Genomic DNA, 15,836 nt, shown 5'->3' on the forward strand with positions numbered 1-15,836 from the left:
CATAAAACGTGCGAAACGGAAAGTGTTCATCGACTGACTGTCCTGTCGTTACCGGACACCGAGACTGGCCCGGGAGTCGGTACCGCTATCGTCTTCGTCCCCGCCGTTCGATTCGTTGGGATCGGGGTCGTCGTCGGGCGTGAGGTCGCTGACCGTGTCGCCCAGCGACGTAGACGTCTCAGCCACGTCGTCCACGAAGGAGTTGATCGCCTCGTGGACGTCCGTTACGAAGTCCGGAACCTGATCGGGAAGGTCCGCCGGGGGACCGCCTCCCTGTCCCTCTCCCCCTCCTTGTCCAGGGACCGCGGCTACAGCGCCGGTTGCGCCGATCGATACGACCGCTGCCATCGCCACGACGAGCAGTGTGCGTCGAACCATTGCATCAGTCACTGTGACAGTCACGGTATTCAATCGGGGTGTCCGTATCGCCGGTTTGAGTCGATTTGGCGGCGGTTTTCGCTCGTTTTCGCGGCTCGAACGGGTCCGCGAACGACCGCCGCAGGCGACAGCGGACAGACTAAGAGTCCCGGCGACGAACGGTAGCCCATGAGTCTCCCGATCGACCCCGCGACGATCGACCCGGAGGAGTACGGCGAAAAGCAGGCCGTCCTCGAGATGGAGCACGAGGAGGCGATCGAACACGTCCGCGAGGTGTGTACGGACGTCGGGTTCGGCATCCCGGTCGAGTTCTCGCCCTCGGAACTGCTCAACGAGAAAGTCGACGCCGATCGGGACCCGTACTACGTGCTGGGCGCGTGCAACCCCGAAATCGCGGACCAGGCCCTCGAAGAAACGCCGAAGATCGGCGGTCTCTTCCCCTGTAACATGATCGTCTGGGAAGAAGAACCGGGTCGGCAGCGCGTCTACCACGTCTCCATCATGAAGATCGCCCGCCTGCTCGGAACGGCCCCGGACAACGAGGCGTGGGCCGGGATCATCGACGAGACGGGCGACTACGTCGAGGAGGCGTTCGAACGCTTCGACTCGGTCGAGACTGAGATCACGGACTGACCGTCGACTCGAGTCGCGCCCCGTCCCCGTTTCGCCGTCGGTTCGCGGTCGTGGCGCTCGAGGTTCCGTTCTCGCCGCGATTTCCTCCCGGTAGCGTCTCGGCCATCGGCAACCGATCGAACGCGGCGGCACGGCCGACGGCGGGAAATGTCAATACTTACGTATTGGACGGATTACATCGGGCCATGGACGTCCGCACCGCGTTCTTCGGGTTGTTGCTCGTCGCCCTGGGTACGATCGCCGCCCTGCTCGTCGCGCCGCTGTTACAGTACGTGCTGGCGGCCGGGCTGCTCGCGTTCGTCCTCTACCCCGCACAGGTGCGACTCGAGGAACGCGTCCCCGAACGACTCGCCGCGATCGTGCTCACCGCCCTCGCCGTCGCGGGCGCGGTCGTCCCGACCCTCTACTTCTCGGTCGTCATCCTCCAGTCGGTCTTCGGATATCTCGATTCCTTCGACGAACTGGCCGCGATCGAGGCGCTCCGCGAGGTGGCGTTCGAGGCCGGGATCGAGGAGGACGTCCTCGCCTCGCTCGAGGCCGAACTCCTCGCGGAGATCGAAAATACGCTCGGTAACGCCGTCGAACTCGTCCTCATGGAACTGGTACGGCTGTTGAACGCGAGCATCCGGATGAGCGTCGGTCTGCTGGTCCTCGTGTTCGTCCTCTACTACATGCTCGTCGACGGGGACGCGTTTATCGACTGGATCGAGGCCGTCGTGCCGATTTCCGACGAGGTGCGCGACGAACTCTTCGCGGAGATCGAGGTCGTCACCTGGGCGGTGATCCGGAGTCACGTCCTCGTCGCGCTCGTCGAAGGGTTGCTCGGCGGGCTCGGGTTCTACCTGCTCGGACTCCCGAACGTGGCGTTCTGGACGGTCGTAATGGTCGTCGCCTCGTTCCTGCCCGCCGTCGGCGTCTGGCTCATCTGGGGGCCGGCGGTTCTCTACCTTGCGACGACAGGGACCCCGCTCGAGGCCGCGGTGTTGTTCCTGTACGGGATCACCGCGCTCTCGCTTATCGACAACTACCTGCGGGCGATCTTCGTCGACCGGGGATCGGGACTCCATCCCGCGGTCGTCCTCGTGGGCGTTATCGGCGGAATCTACCTGCTCGGCATCATGGGGCTGTTCCTCGGCCCGGTCCTGCTCGCGGTGTTCAAGGCGGGCGTGACCGTCTTCAGCCGGGTAAACGGGTACGGCGAGGATCCGACCGGAGGCCCGGGGTCGCGACACGGCGGTCGCCGTCTCGACGGGACGGCGGAAGGCGAGAGCGGGGCCGGAACCGGGGCTGGAACTGGGTCCGGGACAGGGGCGAGCGCCGGAGAATAGGTGAGGCGGCTACTGCCCGACGGGAACGTCGGACACGTCAGTCGGCATGCTGTGCACGCTCGGCACGCGTGGTCGTCGGAATCCCGCGACCGCTGCTCGCCATGGCGAACAGCACGAGCGGCGAGAGGAAGCCGAACAGATAGAACGGGGCGTACGAGAGCGTCGGTACGCCGGTCGCCGACGCCATGAAGACGCCGCCGGCGTGCCACGGGAGGAGCGCGCCGGTCGGCGTACCGGCCGCCTCGACCGCACGCGAGAGTTCGTCGCTGCTCAGACCGAACTCGTCGTAGAGATTGCGCAACGTCATGCCCGGCAGGACGATGCTCATGTACTGCTGAGCGGTGAGCGCGTTGATGACGATCGCAGAGACGCCGGTGCCGGCGATCAGGCTCCCGGAGCTACTGACGCCCTGGGAGAGGCGGTGAGCGAGCACGGCGAGCACGCCCGTCTTCTCGAGCAGGCCGCCGAGGGCGAGCGCCGCGACGACGACGGTAATCGTCCAGGCCGAGCCCGTGAGACCGCCAGTGCCGAGGAGATCGTTCACGAGTTCCGAACCCGTCTCCGGCGCGGTGCCGTACATGAAGACCTCCCAGGCCGGGACGAAGCCCGTTCCCTGGACGACGATCGACGTGACGACGCCGGCGAGGATGCCGGCGACCAGCGTCGGCAGAGCGGGATAGCCGCGAAGCGCGAGGCCGAACGTGACCACGAGCGGCAGGAACGCGAGCAGGGACAGCGAGTACGTCCCTGCGAGTGCGGTCTGGATCTCCGCGACCTGCCCGGCCGGGACGGCGCCGCTGGCCCGGAGCCCGAGCGCGGCGAAGCCGAGCACCGAGAGGCCGAAGGCGACGGCAGTCCCGGTTCGCATGCGGTAGATGTGTTCGTACAGCGGCGTGTTCGTTACGCCGGCAGCGAGGTTCGTGGTATCCGAGAGCGGCGACTGCTTGTCCCCCGCGTACGCGCCGGAGATGACCGCACCGACGGTCATCGCCGGGTCGATGTTGAGCCCCGCGCCGATCCCGACGAACGCGACGCCGAGCGTCCCGACCGTCGTCCACGAGGAGCCGATCGAGAACGCGACGACGGCCGCCAGGATCGCCGCCGCGGGCAGGAACACCTGCGGTGAGAGCAACTCGAGGCCGTAGTACATCATCGCCGGGATGGTGCCGGCATCGACCCAGGTCGCGATCAGGGCGTAGATCGTAAAGAGGATCAGCAGGGCCTGCATCCCCATCAGGAGCCCGTTCGTGATCCCCTGTGAGAGGTCGTTCCATGTGTAGCCGAGATACCGACCGAACGCACCGGTTACGATAATGCTCCACAGCAGCGGTACGTGGGGATCGAGCCCGAGGAGTGCGGACCCGATCCCGAGAAAGAGGACGACCGCGAGCACCGGAACGAGCGCGAGACGGAACGAGGGGCGCCGGTCCGGATCGAGGTCGTCGATCGTCGTCGGTGTAAAGTCCAGTGTCATCACTCCGGGTTATGCACATAGGGAATAAAAGATTGGCGTTTCATTACTACAGAACATGCAACCTGATACCGAGAACCATGGCCTCACGAGCCATACGATCGGAGCCGATGGATTACTCGAGTGCCAGTACGGAGTCGGCGGCGCTGAAAATTATCGTCGCGAACGCGACCGTCGCGACATCAGTCCGTCAGCACGTGGACACGGCTCCCCGAACAGCCATCGCTAACGACGCTCACCGGCTCAGTTCGACCGGGAAAACGCGTCGAGATTCGACTGCAACCCCGCCGCGAGTTCGGACTTTCGCTGCAGCCGTTCGTAGGAAACCGGGAGCTGCTTCGCGACCTGTGCGACCGCCCCGTGGAACGTCTCGGCCTCGCCGTACTCGCCGGCGAGCGATTCCCGGTCGCCAGCGTTTCCGGGAACGCCGTCGAAGGCGTTACGGACGCTCTCGCGGACCTGCCAGACTCCGACCGGTGCCCAGTAGTCGTCGCTCACCTCCCGCAGGACGAGACACTTCGCCTGCCTGCCGATCGACTCGAGGTGTTCCAGGACGCCCAGGCGGGCGGCGTAATACGCGCCTGCGGTTTCGTCGACGTAGCTCGAGCGCCCGTCGTAGCCCTCGCTCGCGCTCTGGAGCCAGACGTCGTCCTCGGGATTGGGGTTCCAGATGCTGCCGGGCGCTTTCATCTCGACGAGTTCGAACTCCCAGCTGCCGGGCGCGAGGATCACCCAGTAGCGGTTGCCCATGTACTCGTTGACCCAGACCTGGACCTCGTCGACGCTCGGCTCGTTCCGGATGCGACCCCGAAGGAACTGGCCGATCGTGTCGTCGACGGCCGTGATCGACCATCGAGTCGGAACGAGCCGGCGCTGTTCGGTCTCACCCAGCGCACCGGCCGAGAGGATGGAGTTGATGTCGTAGACGTCGAACCCGCGACGATAGAGGTACGTCATCGCTCCCTGTGCCTGCCAGTCGTCGTCCTCGAGGGTCTTCTTGACCGGCTTCGGGACGTAGGGGTTCTCCCGCAGTTCGGCGTTGCGGGCGTTGGCCCGCGGCCCCCGTGGGGTCGCGACGTCGGTTCCGGGGTCGATCCCGAGATCCGGCGTGTCGTCGAGCCCGATCTCGAGGTCGACCGGCCGATCCGCGATGGCGACCTCGCGCTGGACGCCGACGAACCCCTCCCAGGCGTCGTGTACCGACGGCGTCAACCGGCTCGCGATCGACGGCGAGTCGACGTTCGCGCGTTTGTTCGAGTTCAGCAGGCCCGTCCGACGCTGGAGCACGTCGTCGATCGCGTACCCCTGCCGATACCAGTCGCCGTCGGTGACGTACTCCTCGGCGTCGTCCTCGTCCCCGACGGGCGAGAGCAGGCCGACGGGGATATCCGGATAGTTCGACCGCCCGACGAAGATCGAGGGCGAGGTCGAGCCCACGAGGGTATCCCCGGAGAGCGCGTCGTCGAACCGGCGCTCGAATTCCTCGAGGTGGTCCGTGATCTCGTAGGACTTCTCCTTGGCGAGGCGGCGACGTTCGGCCTCCTCGTCGGGCTCGAGATCCTCGATGTACTCGTCGAGGCGCATTCACCGGTCGTATGGATCGCGCGGGCTTGAATCTTGAGCTTCAGTCCAGAAAACGAGTGACGGAGGCGTTACTTATAGGTCATTCCGCTCAAACTATAACTGTGGACGTTCTGCTAGTCGTCATCGGGATTCTCGCGCTGGGAATCGGAGTGCAGATAGTCGCGAAGCGGCTCAGGGTCCCCAGCGTTCTCTTTCTCATCATCATCGGCGTCATCGTCGGTCCGGAGGGGCTGGGTTTCGTGACGATCGAGATGTTCGGCGACGGACTCGAGACGATCGTCGGCGTCAGCGTCGCCATCATCATCTTCGACGGGGCATTCCACCTCCGCCGGGACGAACTCGAGACGGCGTTTCGATCGGTCGGGCGGTTGACGACGGTCGGCGCGGCGCTGGCGTTCGTCGGGACGGCCGTCGCCGTCCGGGTGTTTCTCGGCACCGAGTGGGACATCGCCTTCCTCGTGGGCGCGTTGCTCGTGGCGACCGGGCCGACCGTCGTCACCCCCATCCTCGAGGTGATCACGGTCCGAAAACACGTCGAGACCGCGCTCGAGGCGGAAGGGATCATCAACGACGTGACCGCGGCCGTGCTGGCGATCGTTATCTTCGAGGCCGTCGTCGTCGGGAACTCCCCCGAGTCGGTGCCCGTGGAGTTCCTCCAGCGGCTGATCTCCGGGATCGGGATCGGCGTCGTCGTCGCGGCCGTCGTCTGGTTCCTCCTGGTGCGGGTCAGGCCGCCGGCGGGCGACGCCCCGCAGATGGCGCGGCTGGTAACGCTGACGGGGGCGCTTGTCGCGTTCGGCCTCGCGGAGTCGATCTTTCCAGAGACGGGGGTCGCCGCGGTGGCGACCAGCGGGCTCATCCTCGGCAACGTCGACCTCCCACACAGAGACGAGATTCTCGCGTTCAACCGCGACCTGACGCTGGTCGTTCTCGCGTTCGTGTTCATCTCGCTCGCGGCGCTGATCGACTTCGATTCGCTGATCGGGCTGGGTACCGGCGGTATCGCCGTCGTCGTCGCGGTCACGCTGTTCGTCCGCCCGATCCTCGTTGCGCTCTCGACGACCGACCCCCACTTCAGCCGCGAGGAGCGGCTCTTCCTCTCGTTCGTCGGCCCCCGCGGCATCATCCCGGCCTCCGTGGCGACCCTGTTCGCGATCGAACTGGAGGCCGCGGGACAGTTCGAGGCCGCCCAGACGCTCGCGGGGACCGTCTTCCTGGTGATCTTCATCACCGTCGTCATTCAGGCGGGATTCGCCCGCCAGATCGCCGAATACTTCGGAGTGATACCAATGCCAACGATCATCGTCGGCGGGGGCCGCGTCGGACGTGCTCTCGCCACGCGACTGGAGAACCGGGGCGAAAACGTCGTCATCATCGACGAATCCGCGGACGAAGTCGAGCGGTTGCGCCAGGACGGGTACACCGTCGTCGAAGGGGACGGAACGGACGCCAATACGCTCGAGGAAGCCGACATCGAACGAGCCTGCATCGTGGCTGCGACGACGGCCGACGACGATACCAACCTGCTCGTCTCCCAGCTCGCACGGACCAAGTTCGGGGTCGAGACGGTCGTCGCCAGGGTCAACCAGCCGGACAACGTCGACTCCTTCAAGGCACTCGACGTGCAGGCGATCGACGTCGCGAGCGCGACTGCCTGGTCGCTCGACAACGAGATCGAACGACCCGCGCTCGCCCACTGGATGAACGAACTCGGCGAAGGCCACGACGCCCAGGAGATCACGGTCACCGCGACCGATCTGGTCGGCTCGACGATCGCCGAACTCGACGCGGAGATCCCGGACGGCGTCATCGTTGGGGTTATCGCTCGCGACGGCGAGACTCACGTTCCCGGGGCCGATACGGTTCTCGAGGAGGAGGACAAGGTGACGTTCCTCGGCCGCGAGGAGGCGGTCCGTGACGCGGTTCGGCGGTTCCACCCGCACGACTGACGGCTGGCGAGTCGAACACTCGCGGTCGGCCGCCGAACGGGACCGTCGGACTGGACGCTCGCGTCTCGAGTTCGTGGCAAGAATCGGCCGAGCGGACGGACTGGCGGACGCCGGCACGGCGTCCGCGGCTGTCCGTACTGTTGTCAGAGGCACGGCCCCACCGGCGTCAGGCACTCCGTCGAACTCGACGGTGGGCCGCACTCGTCTATACCCCGGGGGGAGTAAAATAGCCGTCAGGGTGTTTTCCGAACGAGAAAACGCCCACATGTGCATCGACTCGCGCGAGGACCCCCTGGCACCCTGGCTTCCCGGCTTCCTGGCCCCTGGCGAGCAGGCGAAAGACAACCGTTAAAAACGCCGGGCGGGAAGGGAGGTGTATGAGTACGACGAACGACCGAGAGACGCGCTCGTGCGTCTCCTGTGGGCTCAACATCGCGGGAACGAACGCCGCGTCGTTCAAGTGCCCCGACTGTGGCCAGCAGATCTACCGCTGTGCCAAGTGTCGCAAGCAGAGCAACCTCTACGAGTGCCCGGACTGCGGATTCACCGGACCCTGATACACCATGGGAAAAGTAGCAGCCAAGATCAAGGTCATGCCGGACAGCCCCGAGATGGACCTCGACGCGCTCCAGGAGCGCCTCGAGAGCGCGCTCCCCGAGGGTGCGAAGATCAACGGCGTCGAGCGCGAGGAAGTCGCGTTCGGCCTCACCGCGCTCTACCCGACCGTGATCGTCCCGGACGGTGCGGGCGGCACGGAGACGGTCGAGGAGAACTTCGCGGACGTCGAGGGCGTCGAGAGCGTCGACGTCGATAACGTCGGCCGTATCTGAACCCACTCGCGGTCGCGACTTGCGGTTTTTCGGAGTCGAACCGCGAAGCGACGCGTCTCGAGCGTGCTCTGCCGGACGGCGGTCGGTACGCTCGACTCGCTGGATCCTCCGGGGTCGACCGGGTGACTGAAGGCCTTTGTGAGTGGCGACGAACGGGGGTGTATGGCGAGCGACGAGACGCTCTCGATCGACTACATCGACCACGAAGCCGTCACGGAACTCATCGACGTCATCACGTACTGTGTCGAAGGGATCAGTCTCTCGTTCGATCGGTGGGACGAACCCTACGTGCAGGGGCCGGGTCTGTACTTCGTGGTCGTCGCCGGAACGTCGATCGAGGAGTACGCCGACCCGATGGGCGAGAACCGGTGGCCGACCGACGAGTGTCCATCGGTCAGCGGACGGCTGGAGTCTTTCTACGACGTCGCCCGGTCGGTCGCGCTCGAGCGCGACGGCGCGGTCGTCGTCACGGTCGACGGGACGATCCACGAGCAGATGGTTCGGCTCAAGGACCTCTCGGCGGACGAACTCGAGGCACTGCCCGTGAGTGCGGATCACTCCTACGCCGAGTGGATGGGAGCACGCCACATGAGCGCGATGGACACCTCCGCGCGGGAGGAGGTGGTCGCCACCGTAACGCTCAGCGAGGAGAGCGGCCGCGTCTCGATCTTCCAGGACGGCGACTACGTCGATTTCGAGCGCGAGGAGATCGGCGGCGTCTGGCGGGCGGATTCCTGACAGGGATCGAAGGCGGTTCGGCGCAATAGTGACGGCCGGGGGATCAATCGATCGTTCGCTTCTCCTCGGGATCGACCGTCGCGAGGTACTGCTCGAGCAGGTCCGGGAACTCCCGCCCGCGGATGTACCGCAGGCCGAAGTCCTCGGTCCAGTCGATGATCCCCCGATCTTCGGTGACGACCCCCGCGTCGAGTTCGCGGGCGAGGATCAGGAGGTCGAAGTCCTCCCGCGAGTCGAGCACCCCGGTCCGCATCGCGCCGCGGTACTTGTCGCGCAGGTCGGAGATCACCGCGTCGACCTCCGTCTTGTGCTCGTGGTCCTCGAGCGGTTCGTCCGACGCCCGCTCGGCCCGGCGGACGGCCTCCTCGGAGACCCGGAGCCCGCGGTCGACCCGGTCGCTCATCTCGTCGACGAAGCTGTAGACGACGTTGGCCGGGATCTCGAGCCCGTACCGGTCGGGGTGTTTGCGGACGACCCAGGTGTTGAGCTTCGCGTAGACCTCCTCGGCGACCCCGCGGGCCTCGAGCATCGTCGTGAGTTCGTCGTGGATCGTCGGCGGGACGTAACAGGAGATGCCGAGGTTGAGCCGCGCGTGGGCGATCAGGTCGAGGAGTCGCAGGACGGCCTCCTCGAGCGACTCGTCCTCACGGCGGATCTCCTCGGTGACGAACAGCGAGGTGTCGAGGACGAACCGCTGTTTGAACGTCTCCGTGGACATGGTGCGAGATTGGGGGCGGACGGAGAAATAAGTGGGCCGTCCGCCGGGGACTTACCCGTCGGACGTGGACGTCTCGGTGTCTTCGCGGGAACCGACGTCGGAGTCGTCCCGCGAGGCGTCGGGGGTCGCCCCTCGTGCCCACTCCCGGTGCGTCATCGGTCCAGGGAGGTGTTCGAGGACCCCCGTCTCGAGCGCTTGCAAACACTCCTCGACGGAGTACGTGCGTTCATCGTCCGAACAGGGGACGACGCACTCGAGCGTCTCGCCGGCGTAAATAGCGGCACAGACGGTCGGAACGCAAAGCTCTCGAAAGGCGTCGGTGTCGGGATCGGAGGCAGAGTTTGAGCCTGGGAACGGGTGACTTTCCGTCCCTGTCCCCGCCTCGAGCATCGACGATACCTCGCGACGCCTGAACGCCGGCTCGAGGCTGTACCCCTCGCTGTCGGCCCACGACCGGAAGGCCGCAACGGTCGCAGTCACCGACGCGGGGCCGTCGGCGATCGTTTCGAGCACGGGTCGGACCGAACTCCACGTCGTCACCGTTACGTCCGAGACGCGATCGATCTCCTCCAGCCTGCGTGCCCTCTCGACCACAGCGAGGAGTCGGTCCACGGCTTCGGCCGGTGCCCGCCCGCGGAGGTAGAGATCCACGCGGAGCGGTTCTCGCGGCGGTGTATCGGAGTCAATCATTGCTCGAGTGAGACGGCGTCGGTAGTAGTGCGGGCACTGCCGCCGTGGTTAAAAGTATCAGTTTATCAGTGCGTCCGACTCTCGCGGCTGCGCTCAGGTCGGCTCGAGAGAACGAGCCGACAAAGCCGGCGACCCGACGCCGGGGGAAAAGACGGGACGGAACGACGTTACTGGTTACTGGTCGGGCTGTCGGTCCGGGTCGGCCCCGAGGTCCGCCTCCGAGACGATCTGTGCGCCCGGCTCCGAGAGGTCGACGGTGACGTCCTCGGGGACGGCCTTGCTGATCTCGTCGACGTTCCCGGCGAGCACCGTCAGGATGTCGTCCGGGTTCGCGTACAGCAGCATCGTCCCGTCCTGCCCTTCGGCGACGAGTTGGGTGTCGTTCAACACGACCTGATCGTTCTGGATGGTCGCCGAGACGACCGGCAGCGCCGCCGGCTTGCCGGGTTCGTCGTCGCGGACCTTGCGGATGTGGACCGCATCGAGGTCGAGCACCTCCTTGTACTCCTCGATCCGCTCGGCGCAGGCGACCATGTCCTGGAGCAAAGCGGTCTTGTCCTCGTGGCCCGGGTGATCGCCGTCGAGACAGTGCTGGCAGACGCGGAGTTCGAGTCGCATTGGACGTCCGTTGTCGCTCGAGGCCGATGAGAATTCCGTTTCCCGACCTGCCGTCCCATCGCCGTTGCCTTCCGTCCCGCCCGTGCGGTTTCTTTGCCCCCGATATCGTACGAGCCCGTATGGCCGACGGCAACCGGCCGGCCGACGGAGCGCCGCCCGATCCCGACGCCCTGCTGGCAGAAGGGTACCACAGGCGACTCGGGATCGGGGAATCCGCGTTCCGCCAGCTCGCGGAGTACCTCGAGCGACGGGAGTACGAGGGGCGGCCCTACTGGCACGTCTCGGACTACCGCCGGGGAATCGAACGCGGGACGGTCCTGATCGGCGGAACGGTCGTCCGCGGGTTTCCGAAGGTTCCCCGGACGCTCGTCCTCGAGACCGGCGTCCCCGAGGGGTTCCCCGATCACGACGCCGTCGCGGTCGAGGAGAAGCTCAACGGCTACAACGTCCGTGTGGCGCGGATCGGCAGCGACGACGGCGACGACGGCGACCTGCTCGCGTTCACCCGAAGCGGCCTGATCTGCCCGTTCACGACCCGGGTACTGGAGCGACTGGTCGAGCTCGAGCCGCTGTTCGACGCCTTCCCCGATGCGATGGTGTGTGGGGAGATGATCGGGCCGGAGAACCCCTACACGGCCCACGAGTACGCGGACGTCGACTCGCTCGCGTTCCGCGCGTTCGACTGGCGGGACCGCGAGTCCGGCGACCCCCTCCCCGTGCGGGAACGACGGGAGCGATACGAGCGGTTCGACGTCCCCCAGACGCGGCTGTTCGGCATCTACGACGTCGCGGAGAGCGGCCGATCGCCGACCACGGACGGTTCGGGACGCGAGGACGGCGGCGACTCGCCGAAAGGGAAGCCGACCGCCGCCGACGAAGTGCGACGGATCATCGAGCGCCTGGACGAACGGGGCCGCGAGGGCGTCGTGATGAAGTCCCTCGACGGCCGGGAGCAACTCAAGTACACGACGTCGGCCGCCAACGTCGGGGACCTCGCCTACGCGTTCTCGTTGCCGTTCGACTACGGCCAGGCGTTCATGTTCCGGCGGCTCATCCGCGAGGCGTTCCAGTCCGTCGAGTGGGACGAATCCGACGAGGAGGCCCGCGAGCGCACCCACGACCTCGGAGAGGCGATCCTGCTGTCGATGCGGGACACCATAGAGACCGTCGCCGAGGGGGAGAGCGTCGGCGAGCGCCACACCGTCCGGGCCAGCCCCGAGGCCGTCGACGCCCTGCTCGAGCACCTCCGGGGACAGGGGTTGCGGATCGAGATCGAGTCGGACGAGCGGGAGGACGGCGACCGCGTCGTCACGTTCTGCAAGCGAACGCAGTCGACCAACGACAAGACGAAAAACTACCTCGAGGGACAGGTCGTCCGGGAGTGACGGCGGTCAGAGGTACTCCTCCCACAGCGGAATGTCGGCGTACTTGTCGCCGCGGTCGCAGAGCATCACGACCGTCACCGAGTCCTCGTCGAGCGCCCCGTCCTCGGCTAACTGGTGGACGGCCTGGATCCCGGCCCCGCTCGAGGTGCCGACGACGAACTGGCCGTCGACCCGGAGGTAGTCCTCGACGGTTTCTGGGTCGTGCTGGCCCGGATCGTGGACGTCGACCGCCGCGTCCTGGTAGCGATCCCGGAGGTCCCGGGCGCGGTCGTAGGCGTCGCCCGTCGAGACGTACTCCTTGCGGTCGAGGACGGACTCGTCGTACGTCTCGGGGTGGTAGTGGTCGCCCGTCCGGAGGAATTTCAGGCCGTCGATGGCGTGCAGCGCCTCCTTTGGCTCGAAGCCGACGACGGTGACGTCGTCGCCGCGGTCGTGGAGCCCCCGGCCCGTCCCCGTGACGGTGCCGCCGGTTCCGGCCCCCGCGACGAAGTGGGTGACCGCTCCGTCGGTCTGCTCCAGAATCTCCCGGGCCGTCGTCCGCTCGTGGGTGCCGGGGTTGTCGGGGTTCTCGTACTGGTTCGGGCGGTAGTAGTCTTCGGGGTTTGCGGCGATCAGTTCCTCGCAGCGCTCGATGACGGCGTCGTAGCCGAGGTCGGCGTCGACGAAGTGGATCTCGGCGCCGGCGTCCCGGACCGCCTCGATCTTGCCGCCGCTTGCGTTGTCCGGCATCACGATCTCGACGTCGTACCCTCGCGCCGTGGCGAGTCGAGCGATCTCGCTGCCCGTGTTGCCCGATGTGGGTTCGATGATCGTCGCGTCGGGCTCGAGTTCGCCCCGCTGTTCGGCCCCGTCGAGCATCCCCTTCGCGATGCGTGACTTGATGGAGCCGCCGCCGTGTGGGGCCTCCGGCAGGTTGAACCACTCCGCCTTGCCGTAGACGGTGCCGGGGACGTCGACCTCGAGCTCGAGTAGCGGGGTCTCGAAGATCGTGGACTCGTCGATCCCGGTTCCGATTCCGGTCCCGGTCCCGGTTCCGGTGGTCCCGGATTCGGTCCCGCCGGCCGACTCGTCCGGCGTCCGCTGGTCGGTCATAGCGGTCCTTTCCACGGGCCGAATATGGGTCCGACGGAACCGGCCGTCTCCGCGGACATCTCGGTTCCGACCTCGTCCCGGGTGCTCGAGTGGAGCGGCCGCTCGACGGCCGTTCGCGGGTCTCGAGTCCGGTTTACCGGTCGGCCGACGGGGGCTTGCCTGGCGTCGCAGATACGAGAGAGAACTGACCCGACCGAAAGGAGTTAACGGACTCCGACACCAACTCGAAGCGAAACCATATGAGCAAGCCGACCTGGGACGACGTCGTCGACCTCCCGGACGAACTCGACGACGAGACGGCCGAACAGCTCTACGAGGAGGCCGACGAACGCCAGGACATGACGGGCGAGGTCTGTCCGTACCCGCAACTCGAGGCCAAGAAGGCGATCCAGGGGCTCGGGTCGGGCGACCTGCTCGTCCAGGAGACCGACCACGTACCGAGTACCGAAAACGTCCCGAAGGCAGTCGAGGACCTCGCCGACGCGAAGGTCTGGAAGAGCGGGTCGGGACTGTACCGTATTTTCCTCTCCAAGAAGTAATCCACATCCATGGTCGACGAAGTCACCCCCGACGAAGTCAAAGAAAAGCTCGAGGACGACGACGTACAGGTCGTCGACATCCGGCCGGAATCGGAGTACGAACAGGGCCACATCCCCGGCGCGATCAACATCCCGATGAGCGAACTACCCGCCCGGATCGACGAGTACGACTGGGGCGACGACGTGGTCGTCGCCTGCCCGATCGGCCAGAGTTCGATCCAGGCGGCCCGGCTGATCGGCAGCTACGAGGACGCCGACAGCGACGCCGTCGCGAGCATGGAGGGCGGCTACCGGGAGTGGGAGTACGAACTCGAGACGGGCACGGAATCCGAGACCGACGAATCGGAAGCGCAAGCCTGACGCGAGCGACTCGCCCGTTCGATTCTCTCTCCGTTTCCGACGCCTCGAGCGCCGAGTCCGTCAGTCGAGCGGTTCCACGGGATCGCCGACGGCGACCGTCTTCCCCCGATCCGCGTCGACGACGTCGGCGATGAGCATCAGCGTGTAGTAGTGGTCGAAGGCCGCCTCGTCGGCCCACTCGGGGAACGTCTCCCGGCGCTTCTCGACGAATCGTTCGCGGAACTCGGGGAGAGCCTCGCCCGTGTCCGGATCCCGCTCCGGGACGACACAGCGCGCACAGGGCGTGACTCCCTCGAGTCGCACGTCGCCGACGGTGAAAGCCGGCGCGTCCGCGCCGACGAACCGATCCTCCCAGAACGGTTCGACGCCCGAAACCTCGAGGTTCGCCCGCATCCGCCGGCGAACGCCGTCGACGGTGAGGTCGTCGAACCAGTCGGCGACCGTCTCCAGGGTCGCGGTGCTGATCACGGACGTTCCCATACCGTTCCGGGCGACGTAACCGCGCTCGTCGTCGCGTTCGAGCGCGAGCTCGCCGAGGTCGAAGACGTCCGAGAACCACGCGGCCGCGCGCTCGCGGCCCACTTCGCTCTCGAGGTCGAACTGGCGCGGGCCGTCCGCGTCGCTCCCCGTCACGTCGACGGTCAACGCTCCCGTTTCGGGATCGTACTCGGTCGTTATATCGTGTACGCGATCGGTCCGTGGACCCTCGACGACCTCGCCGTCGGCGTCGAAGATGGCGAACGCCCGGTCGCCGGCGAGCGTGCCGTTCTCGCGGATCGTTGCTTCCTCGCGGTCGACGCCGTCGAGGGACTTCACGGGGTAGGTTCGGATGCGCTCGAGCCGTGCCATGGGAGTGCCGTGGCCGGCGGGCGGGATATAGGTGTTCGTTCCAGCGAAACCGCACGATCGCCGCACACGTTCGGCCGAACGGTTTCAGCCGGTCGCGTCGTACGGACGGCGATGAGCGACCTCGAACCCCACGCGGTGCCCGACGCGGTCCTCGAGGCGCTCGGACTCGAGGACGATCCGGGCGCGTTCGATCCCTACACCGTCGATTCCGACGGGTGGAACCTCGAGGTCTCGGGTGCTGTCACGGACCCACTGTCTCTCTCCCGGCGGGACCTCGAGTCGTTCCCGTTCGAGACGGCGACGGAGGACTTCGACTGCGTGGAGGGGTGGCGGGCCGACGACCTCGCGTGGCGCGGGGTCCGGGTCGAACGGGTGCTCGAGCGGGCCGGCCCCGTCGCCGACGAACCGCACGCGCTCGTTCGCGCGCTCGACGGGGACTACGCGTGTTCGTTCCCGCTCGAGCGCCTGTCGACGGCGCTGCTCGCCCTCGAACTCGACGGCGAACCGCTCCCGCTCGAGCACGGCGGCCCGGCCCGTCTCGTCCCGCTGGACGATGACGACGACTGCTGGGAGAGCATCAAGTGGGTGTCGGCGATCGAGATCGGCGACGATCCCTTCGGCGGGGACGACACCGCGAAAGAGCGGGCGCTGTCGCGACTCGAGTGAGACGGAGG

19 protein-coding genes are annotated in these 15,836 nt (G+C 66.7%); 10 read left to right on the plus strand and 9 right to left on the minus strand.

The features are described from left to right. Window positions 1-48: 48 nt before the first annotated feature. On the minus strand, window positions 49-378 hold the full coding sequence (locus CHINAEXTREME_RS10295) for a hypothetical protein (RefSeq protein ID WP_010546607.1): 330 nt from the start codon (window positions 376-378) through the stop codon (window positions 49-51). Between the two features lie 168 nt (window positions 379-546). Here CHINAEXTREME_RS10295 and CHINAEXTREME_RS10300 point away from each other — a divergent pair, with 168 nt between their 5' ends. Beyond that, entirely contained in the window at window positions 547-1,011 is a 465-nt protein-coding gene (locus tag CHINAEXTREME_RS10300; protein WP_007143462.1) for a DUF302 domain-containing protein, read from the plus strand. On the opposite strand, the gene CHINAEXTREME_RS21450 is transcribed toward CHINAEXTREME_RS10300, so the two are convergent. Then, entirely contained in the window at window positions 1,001-1,165 is a 165-nt protein-coding gene (locus CHINAEXTREME_RS21450) for a hypothetical protein (RefSeq protein WP_156875540.1), read from the minus strand. The two genes, CHINAEXTREME_RS10300 and CHINAEXTREME_RS21450, sit on opposite strands and share 11 nt — an antisense overlap. 31 nt (window positions 1,166-1,196) lie before the next feature. Between CHINAEXTREME_RS21450 and CHINAEXTREME_RS10305 the strand changes: the two genes are divergently transcribed. Continuing rightward, complete coding sequence (locus tag CHINAEXTREME_RS10305) at window positions 1,197-2,339, plus strand: AI-2E family transporter (protein WP_007143463.1); 1,143 nt, start codon at window positions 1,197-1,199, stop codon at window positions 2,337-2,339. Window positions 2,340-2,376: 37 nt separating this feature from the next. Here the strand turns inward: CHINAEXTREME_RS10305 and arcD are convergent, their stop codons facing one another. Next, window positions 2,377-3,813 (minus strand): arginine/ornithine antiporter ArcD, encoded by a 1,437-nt coding sequence (gene arcD / locus CHINAEXTREME_RS10310; RefSeq protein WP_007143464.1) that lies wholly within the window; start codon window positions 3,811-3,813, stop codon window positions 2,377-2,379. Window positions 3,814-4,053: 240 nt separating this feature from the next. Beyond that, window positions 4,054-5,394 (minus strand): DNA repair protein NreA, encoded by a 1,341-nt coding sequence (gene nreA, locus CHINAEXTREME_RS10315; RefSeq protein WP_007143465.1) that lies wholly within the window; start codon window positions 5,392-5,394, stop codon window positions 4,054-4,056. Between the two features lie 101 nt (window positions 5,395-5,495). Between nreA and CHINAEXTREME_RS10320 the strand changes: the two genes are divergently transcribed. The 4 genes from CHINAEXTREME_RS10320 (at window position 5,496) to CHINAEXTREME_RS10335 (ending at window position 8,911) form a co-directional block, all read left to right on the plus strand. Beyond that, the gene (locus CHINAEXTREME_RS10320) at window positions 5,496-7,343 is read left to right on the plus strand and encodes a cation:proton antiporter domain-containing protein (RefSeq protein WP_007143466.1); all 1,848 of its coding nucleotides are present in this window, start codon (window positions 5,496-5,498) and stop codon (window positions 7,341-7,343) included. Between the two features lie 377 nt (window positions 7,344-7,720). Continuing rightward, window positions 7,721-7,900, plus strand: a complete 180-nt coding sequence (locus CHINAEXTREME_RS10325; RefSeq protein WP_007143467.1) for an HVO_2753 family zinc finger protein — start codon at window positions 7,721-7,723, stop codon at window positions 7,898-7,900. A gap of 6 nt (window positions 7,901-7,906) precedes the next feature. Continuing rightward, window positions 7,907-8,173, plus strand: coding sequence for an elongation factor 1-beta (locus tag CHINAEXTREME_RS10330; protein ID WP_007143468.1), 267 nt, complete (start codon window positions 7,907-7,909; stop codon window positions 8,171-8,173). 162 nt (window positions 8,174-8,335) lie between these two features. Next, window positions 8,336-8,911, plus strand: coding sequence for a diadenylate cyclase (locus tag CHINAEXTREME_RS10335; protein ID WP_007143469.1), 576 nt, complete (start codon window positions 8,336-8,338; stop codon window positions 8,909-8,911). A 43-nt stretch (window positions 8,912-8,954) separates the two neighbouring features. Here the strand turns inward: CHINAEXTREME_RS10335 and CHINAEXTREME_RS10340 are convergent, their stop codons facing one another. The 3 genes from CHINAEXTREME_RS10340 to CHINAEXTREME_RS10350 all read right to left on the minus strand — a co-directional run bounded on the left by CHINAEXTREME_RS10340 (window position 8,955) and on the right by CHINAEXTREME_RS10350 (window position 10,937). After that, window positions 8,955-9,629, minus strand: coding sequence for an RNA ligase partner protein (locus CHINAEXTREME_RS10340; protein WP_007143470.1), 675 nt, complete (start codon window positions 9,627-9,629; stop codon window positions 8,955-8,957). 51 nt (window positions 9,630-9,680) lie between these two features. Further along, window positions 9,681-10,319, minus strand: coding sequence for an HTH domain-containing protein (locus CHINAEXTREME_RS10345; protein WP_007143471.1), 639 nt, complete (start codon window positions 10,317-10,319; stop codon window positions 9,681-9,683). Between the two features lie 174 nt (window positions 10,320-10,493). Next, complete coding sequence (locus CHINAEXTREME_RS10350; RefSeq protein WP_007143472.1) at window positions 10,494-10,937, minus strand: hypothetical protein; 444 nt, start codon at window positions 10,935-10,937, stop codon at window positions 10,494-10,496. A gap of 119 nt (window positions 10,938-11,056) precedes the next feature. Between CHINAEXTREME_RS10350 and CHINAEXTREME_RS10355 the strand changes: the two genes are divergently transcribed. Continuing rightward, a complete protein-coding gene (locus CHINAEXTREME_RS10355; RefSeq protein WP_007143473.1) occupies window positions 11,057-12,322 on the plus strand; it encodes an RNA ligase in 1,266 nt (421 codons plus the stop codon). Between the two features lie 6 nt (window positions 12,323-12,328). On the opposite strand, the gene CHINAEXTREME_RS10360 is transcribed toward CHINAEXTREME_RS10355, so the two are convergent. After that, on the minus strand, window positions 12,329-13,414 hold the full coding sequence (locus CHINAEXTREME_RS10360; RefSeq protein ID WP_007143474.1) for a PLP-dependent cysteine synthase family protein: 1,086 nt from the start codon (window positions 13,412-13,414) through the stop codon (window positions 12,329-12,331). Between the two features lie 239 nt (window positions 13,415-13,653). Here CHINAEXTREME_RS10360 and CHINAEXTREME_RS10365 point away from each other — a divergent pair, with 239 nt between their 5' ends. Beyond that, a complete protein-coding gene (locus CHINAEXTREME_RS10365) occupies window positions 13,654-13,953 on the plus strand; it encodes a sulfurtransferase TusA family protein (RefSeq protein ID WP_007143475.1) in 300 nt (99 codons plus the stop codon). Between the two features lie 9 nt (window positions 13,954-13,962). Next, on the plus strand, window positions 13,963-14,313 hold the full coding sequence (locus CHINAEXTREME_RS10370; protein ID WP_007143476.1) for a rhodanese-like domain-containing protein: 351 nt from the start codon (window positions 13,963-13,965) through the stop codon (window positions 14,311-14,313). Window positions 14,314-14,373: 60 nt separating this feature from the next. Here CHINAEXTREME_RS10370 and CHINAEXTREME_RS10375 read toward each other — a convergent pair whose 3' ends face one another. Next, window positions 14,374-15,162, minus strand: coding sequence for an MOSC domain-containing protein (locus tag CHINAEXTREME_RS10375; protein ID WP_007143477.1), 789 nt, complete (start codon window positions 15,160-15,162; stop codon window positions 14,374-14,376). Window positions 15,163-15,273: 111 nt separating this feature from the next. On the opposite strand from CHINAEXTREME_RS10375, the gene CHINAEXTREME_RS10380 reads away from it, so the two are divergent. Continuing rightward, a complete protein-coding gene (locus tag CHINAEXTREME_RS10380; protein ID WP_007143478.1) occupies window positions 15,274-15,828 on the plus strand; it encodes a molybdopterin-dependent oxidoreductase in 555 nt (184 codons plus the stop codon). Window positions 15,829-15,836: the final 8 nt, after the last annotated feature.

This window comes from Halobiforma lacisalsi AJ5, assembly GCF_000226975.2.
GTDB classification, from domain to species: Archaea; Halobacteriota; Halobacteria; order Halobacteriales; family Natrialbaceae; genus Natronobacterium; species Natronobacterium lacisalsi.

Bases quoted from the DNA above. Each gene is read 5' to 3' on its own strand.
- CHINAEXTREME_RS10295 (WP_010546607.1), bottom strand. From the start codon at position 378: ATGGTTCGACGCACACTGCTCGTCGTGGCGATGGCAGCGGTCGTATCG.
- CHINAEXTREME_RS10300 (WP_007143462.1), top strand. From the start codon at position 547: ATGAGTCTCCCGATCGACCCCGCGACGATCGACCCGGAGGAGTACGGC.
- CHINAEXTREME_RS10305 (WP_007143463.1), top strand. From the start codon at position 1,197: ATGGACGTCCGCACCGCGTTCTTCGGGTTGTTGCTCGTCGCCCTGGGT.
- arcD (WP_007143464.1), bottom strand. From the start codon at position 3,813: ATGACACTGGACTTTACACCGACGACGATCGACGACCTCGATCCGGAC.
- nreA (WP_007143465.1), bottom strand. From the start codon at position 5,394: ATGCGCCTCGACGAGTACATCGAGGATCTCGAGCCCGACGAGGAGGCC.
- CHINAEXTREME_RS10325 (WP_007143467.1), top strand. From the start codon at position 7,721: ATGAGTACGACGAACGACCGAGAGACGCGCTCGTGCGTCTCCTGTGGG.
- CHINAEXTREME_RS10330 (WP_007143468.1), top strand. From the start codon at position 7,907: ATGGGAAAAGTAGCAGCCAAGATCAAGGTCATGCCGGACAGCCCCGAG.
- CHINAEXTREME_RS10335 (WP_007143469.1), top strand. From the start codon at position 8,336: ATGGCGAGCGACGAGACGCTCTCGATCGACTACATCGACCACGAAGCC.
- CHINAEXTREME_RS10340 (WP_007143470.1), bottom strand. From the start codon at position 9,629: ATGTCCACGGAGACGTTCAAACAGCGGTTCGTCCTCGACACCTCGCTG.
- CHINAEXTREME_RS10345 (WP_007143471.1), bottom strand. From the start codon at position 10,319: ATGATTGACTCCGATACACCGCCGCGAGAACCGCTCCGCGTGGATCTC.
- CHINAEXTREME_RS10350 (WP_007143472.1), bottom strand. From the start codon at position 10,937: ATGCGACTCGAACTCCGCGTCTGCCAGCACTGTCTCGACGGCGATCAC.
- CHINAEXTREME_RS10355 (WP_007143473.1), top strand. From the start codon at position 11,057: ATGGCCGACGGCAACCGGCCGGCCGACGGAGCGCCGCCCGATCCCGAC.
- CHINAEXTREME_RS10360 (WP_007143474.1), bottom strand. From the start codon at position 13,414: ATGACCGACCAGCGGACGCCGGACGAGTCGGCCGGCGGGACCGAATCC.
- CHINAEXTREME_RS10365 (WP_007143475.1), top strand. From the start codon at position 13,654: ATGAGCAAGCCGACCTGGGACGACGTCGTCGACCTCCCGGACGAACTC.
- CHINAEXTREME_RS10370 (WP_007143476.1), top strand. From the start codon at position 13,963: ATGGTCGACGAAGTCACCCCCGACGAAGTCAAAGAAAAGCTCGAGGAC.
- CHINAEXTREME_RS10375 (WP_007143477.1), bottom strand. From the start codon at position 15,162: ATGGCACGGCTCGAGCGCATCCGAACCTACCCCGTGAAGTCCCTCGAC.
- CHINAEXTREME_RS10380 (WP_007143478.1), top strand. From the start codon at position 15,274: ATGAGCGACCTCGAACCCCACGCGGTGCCCGACGCGGTCCTCGAGGCG.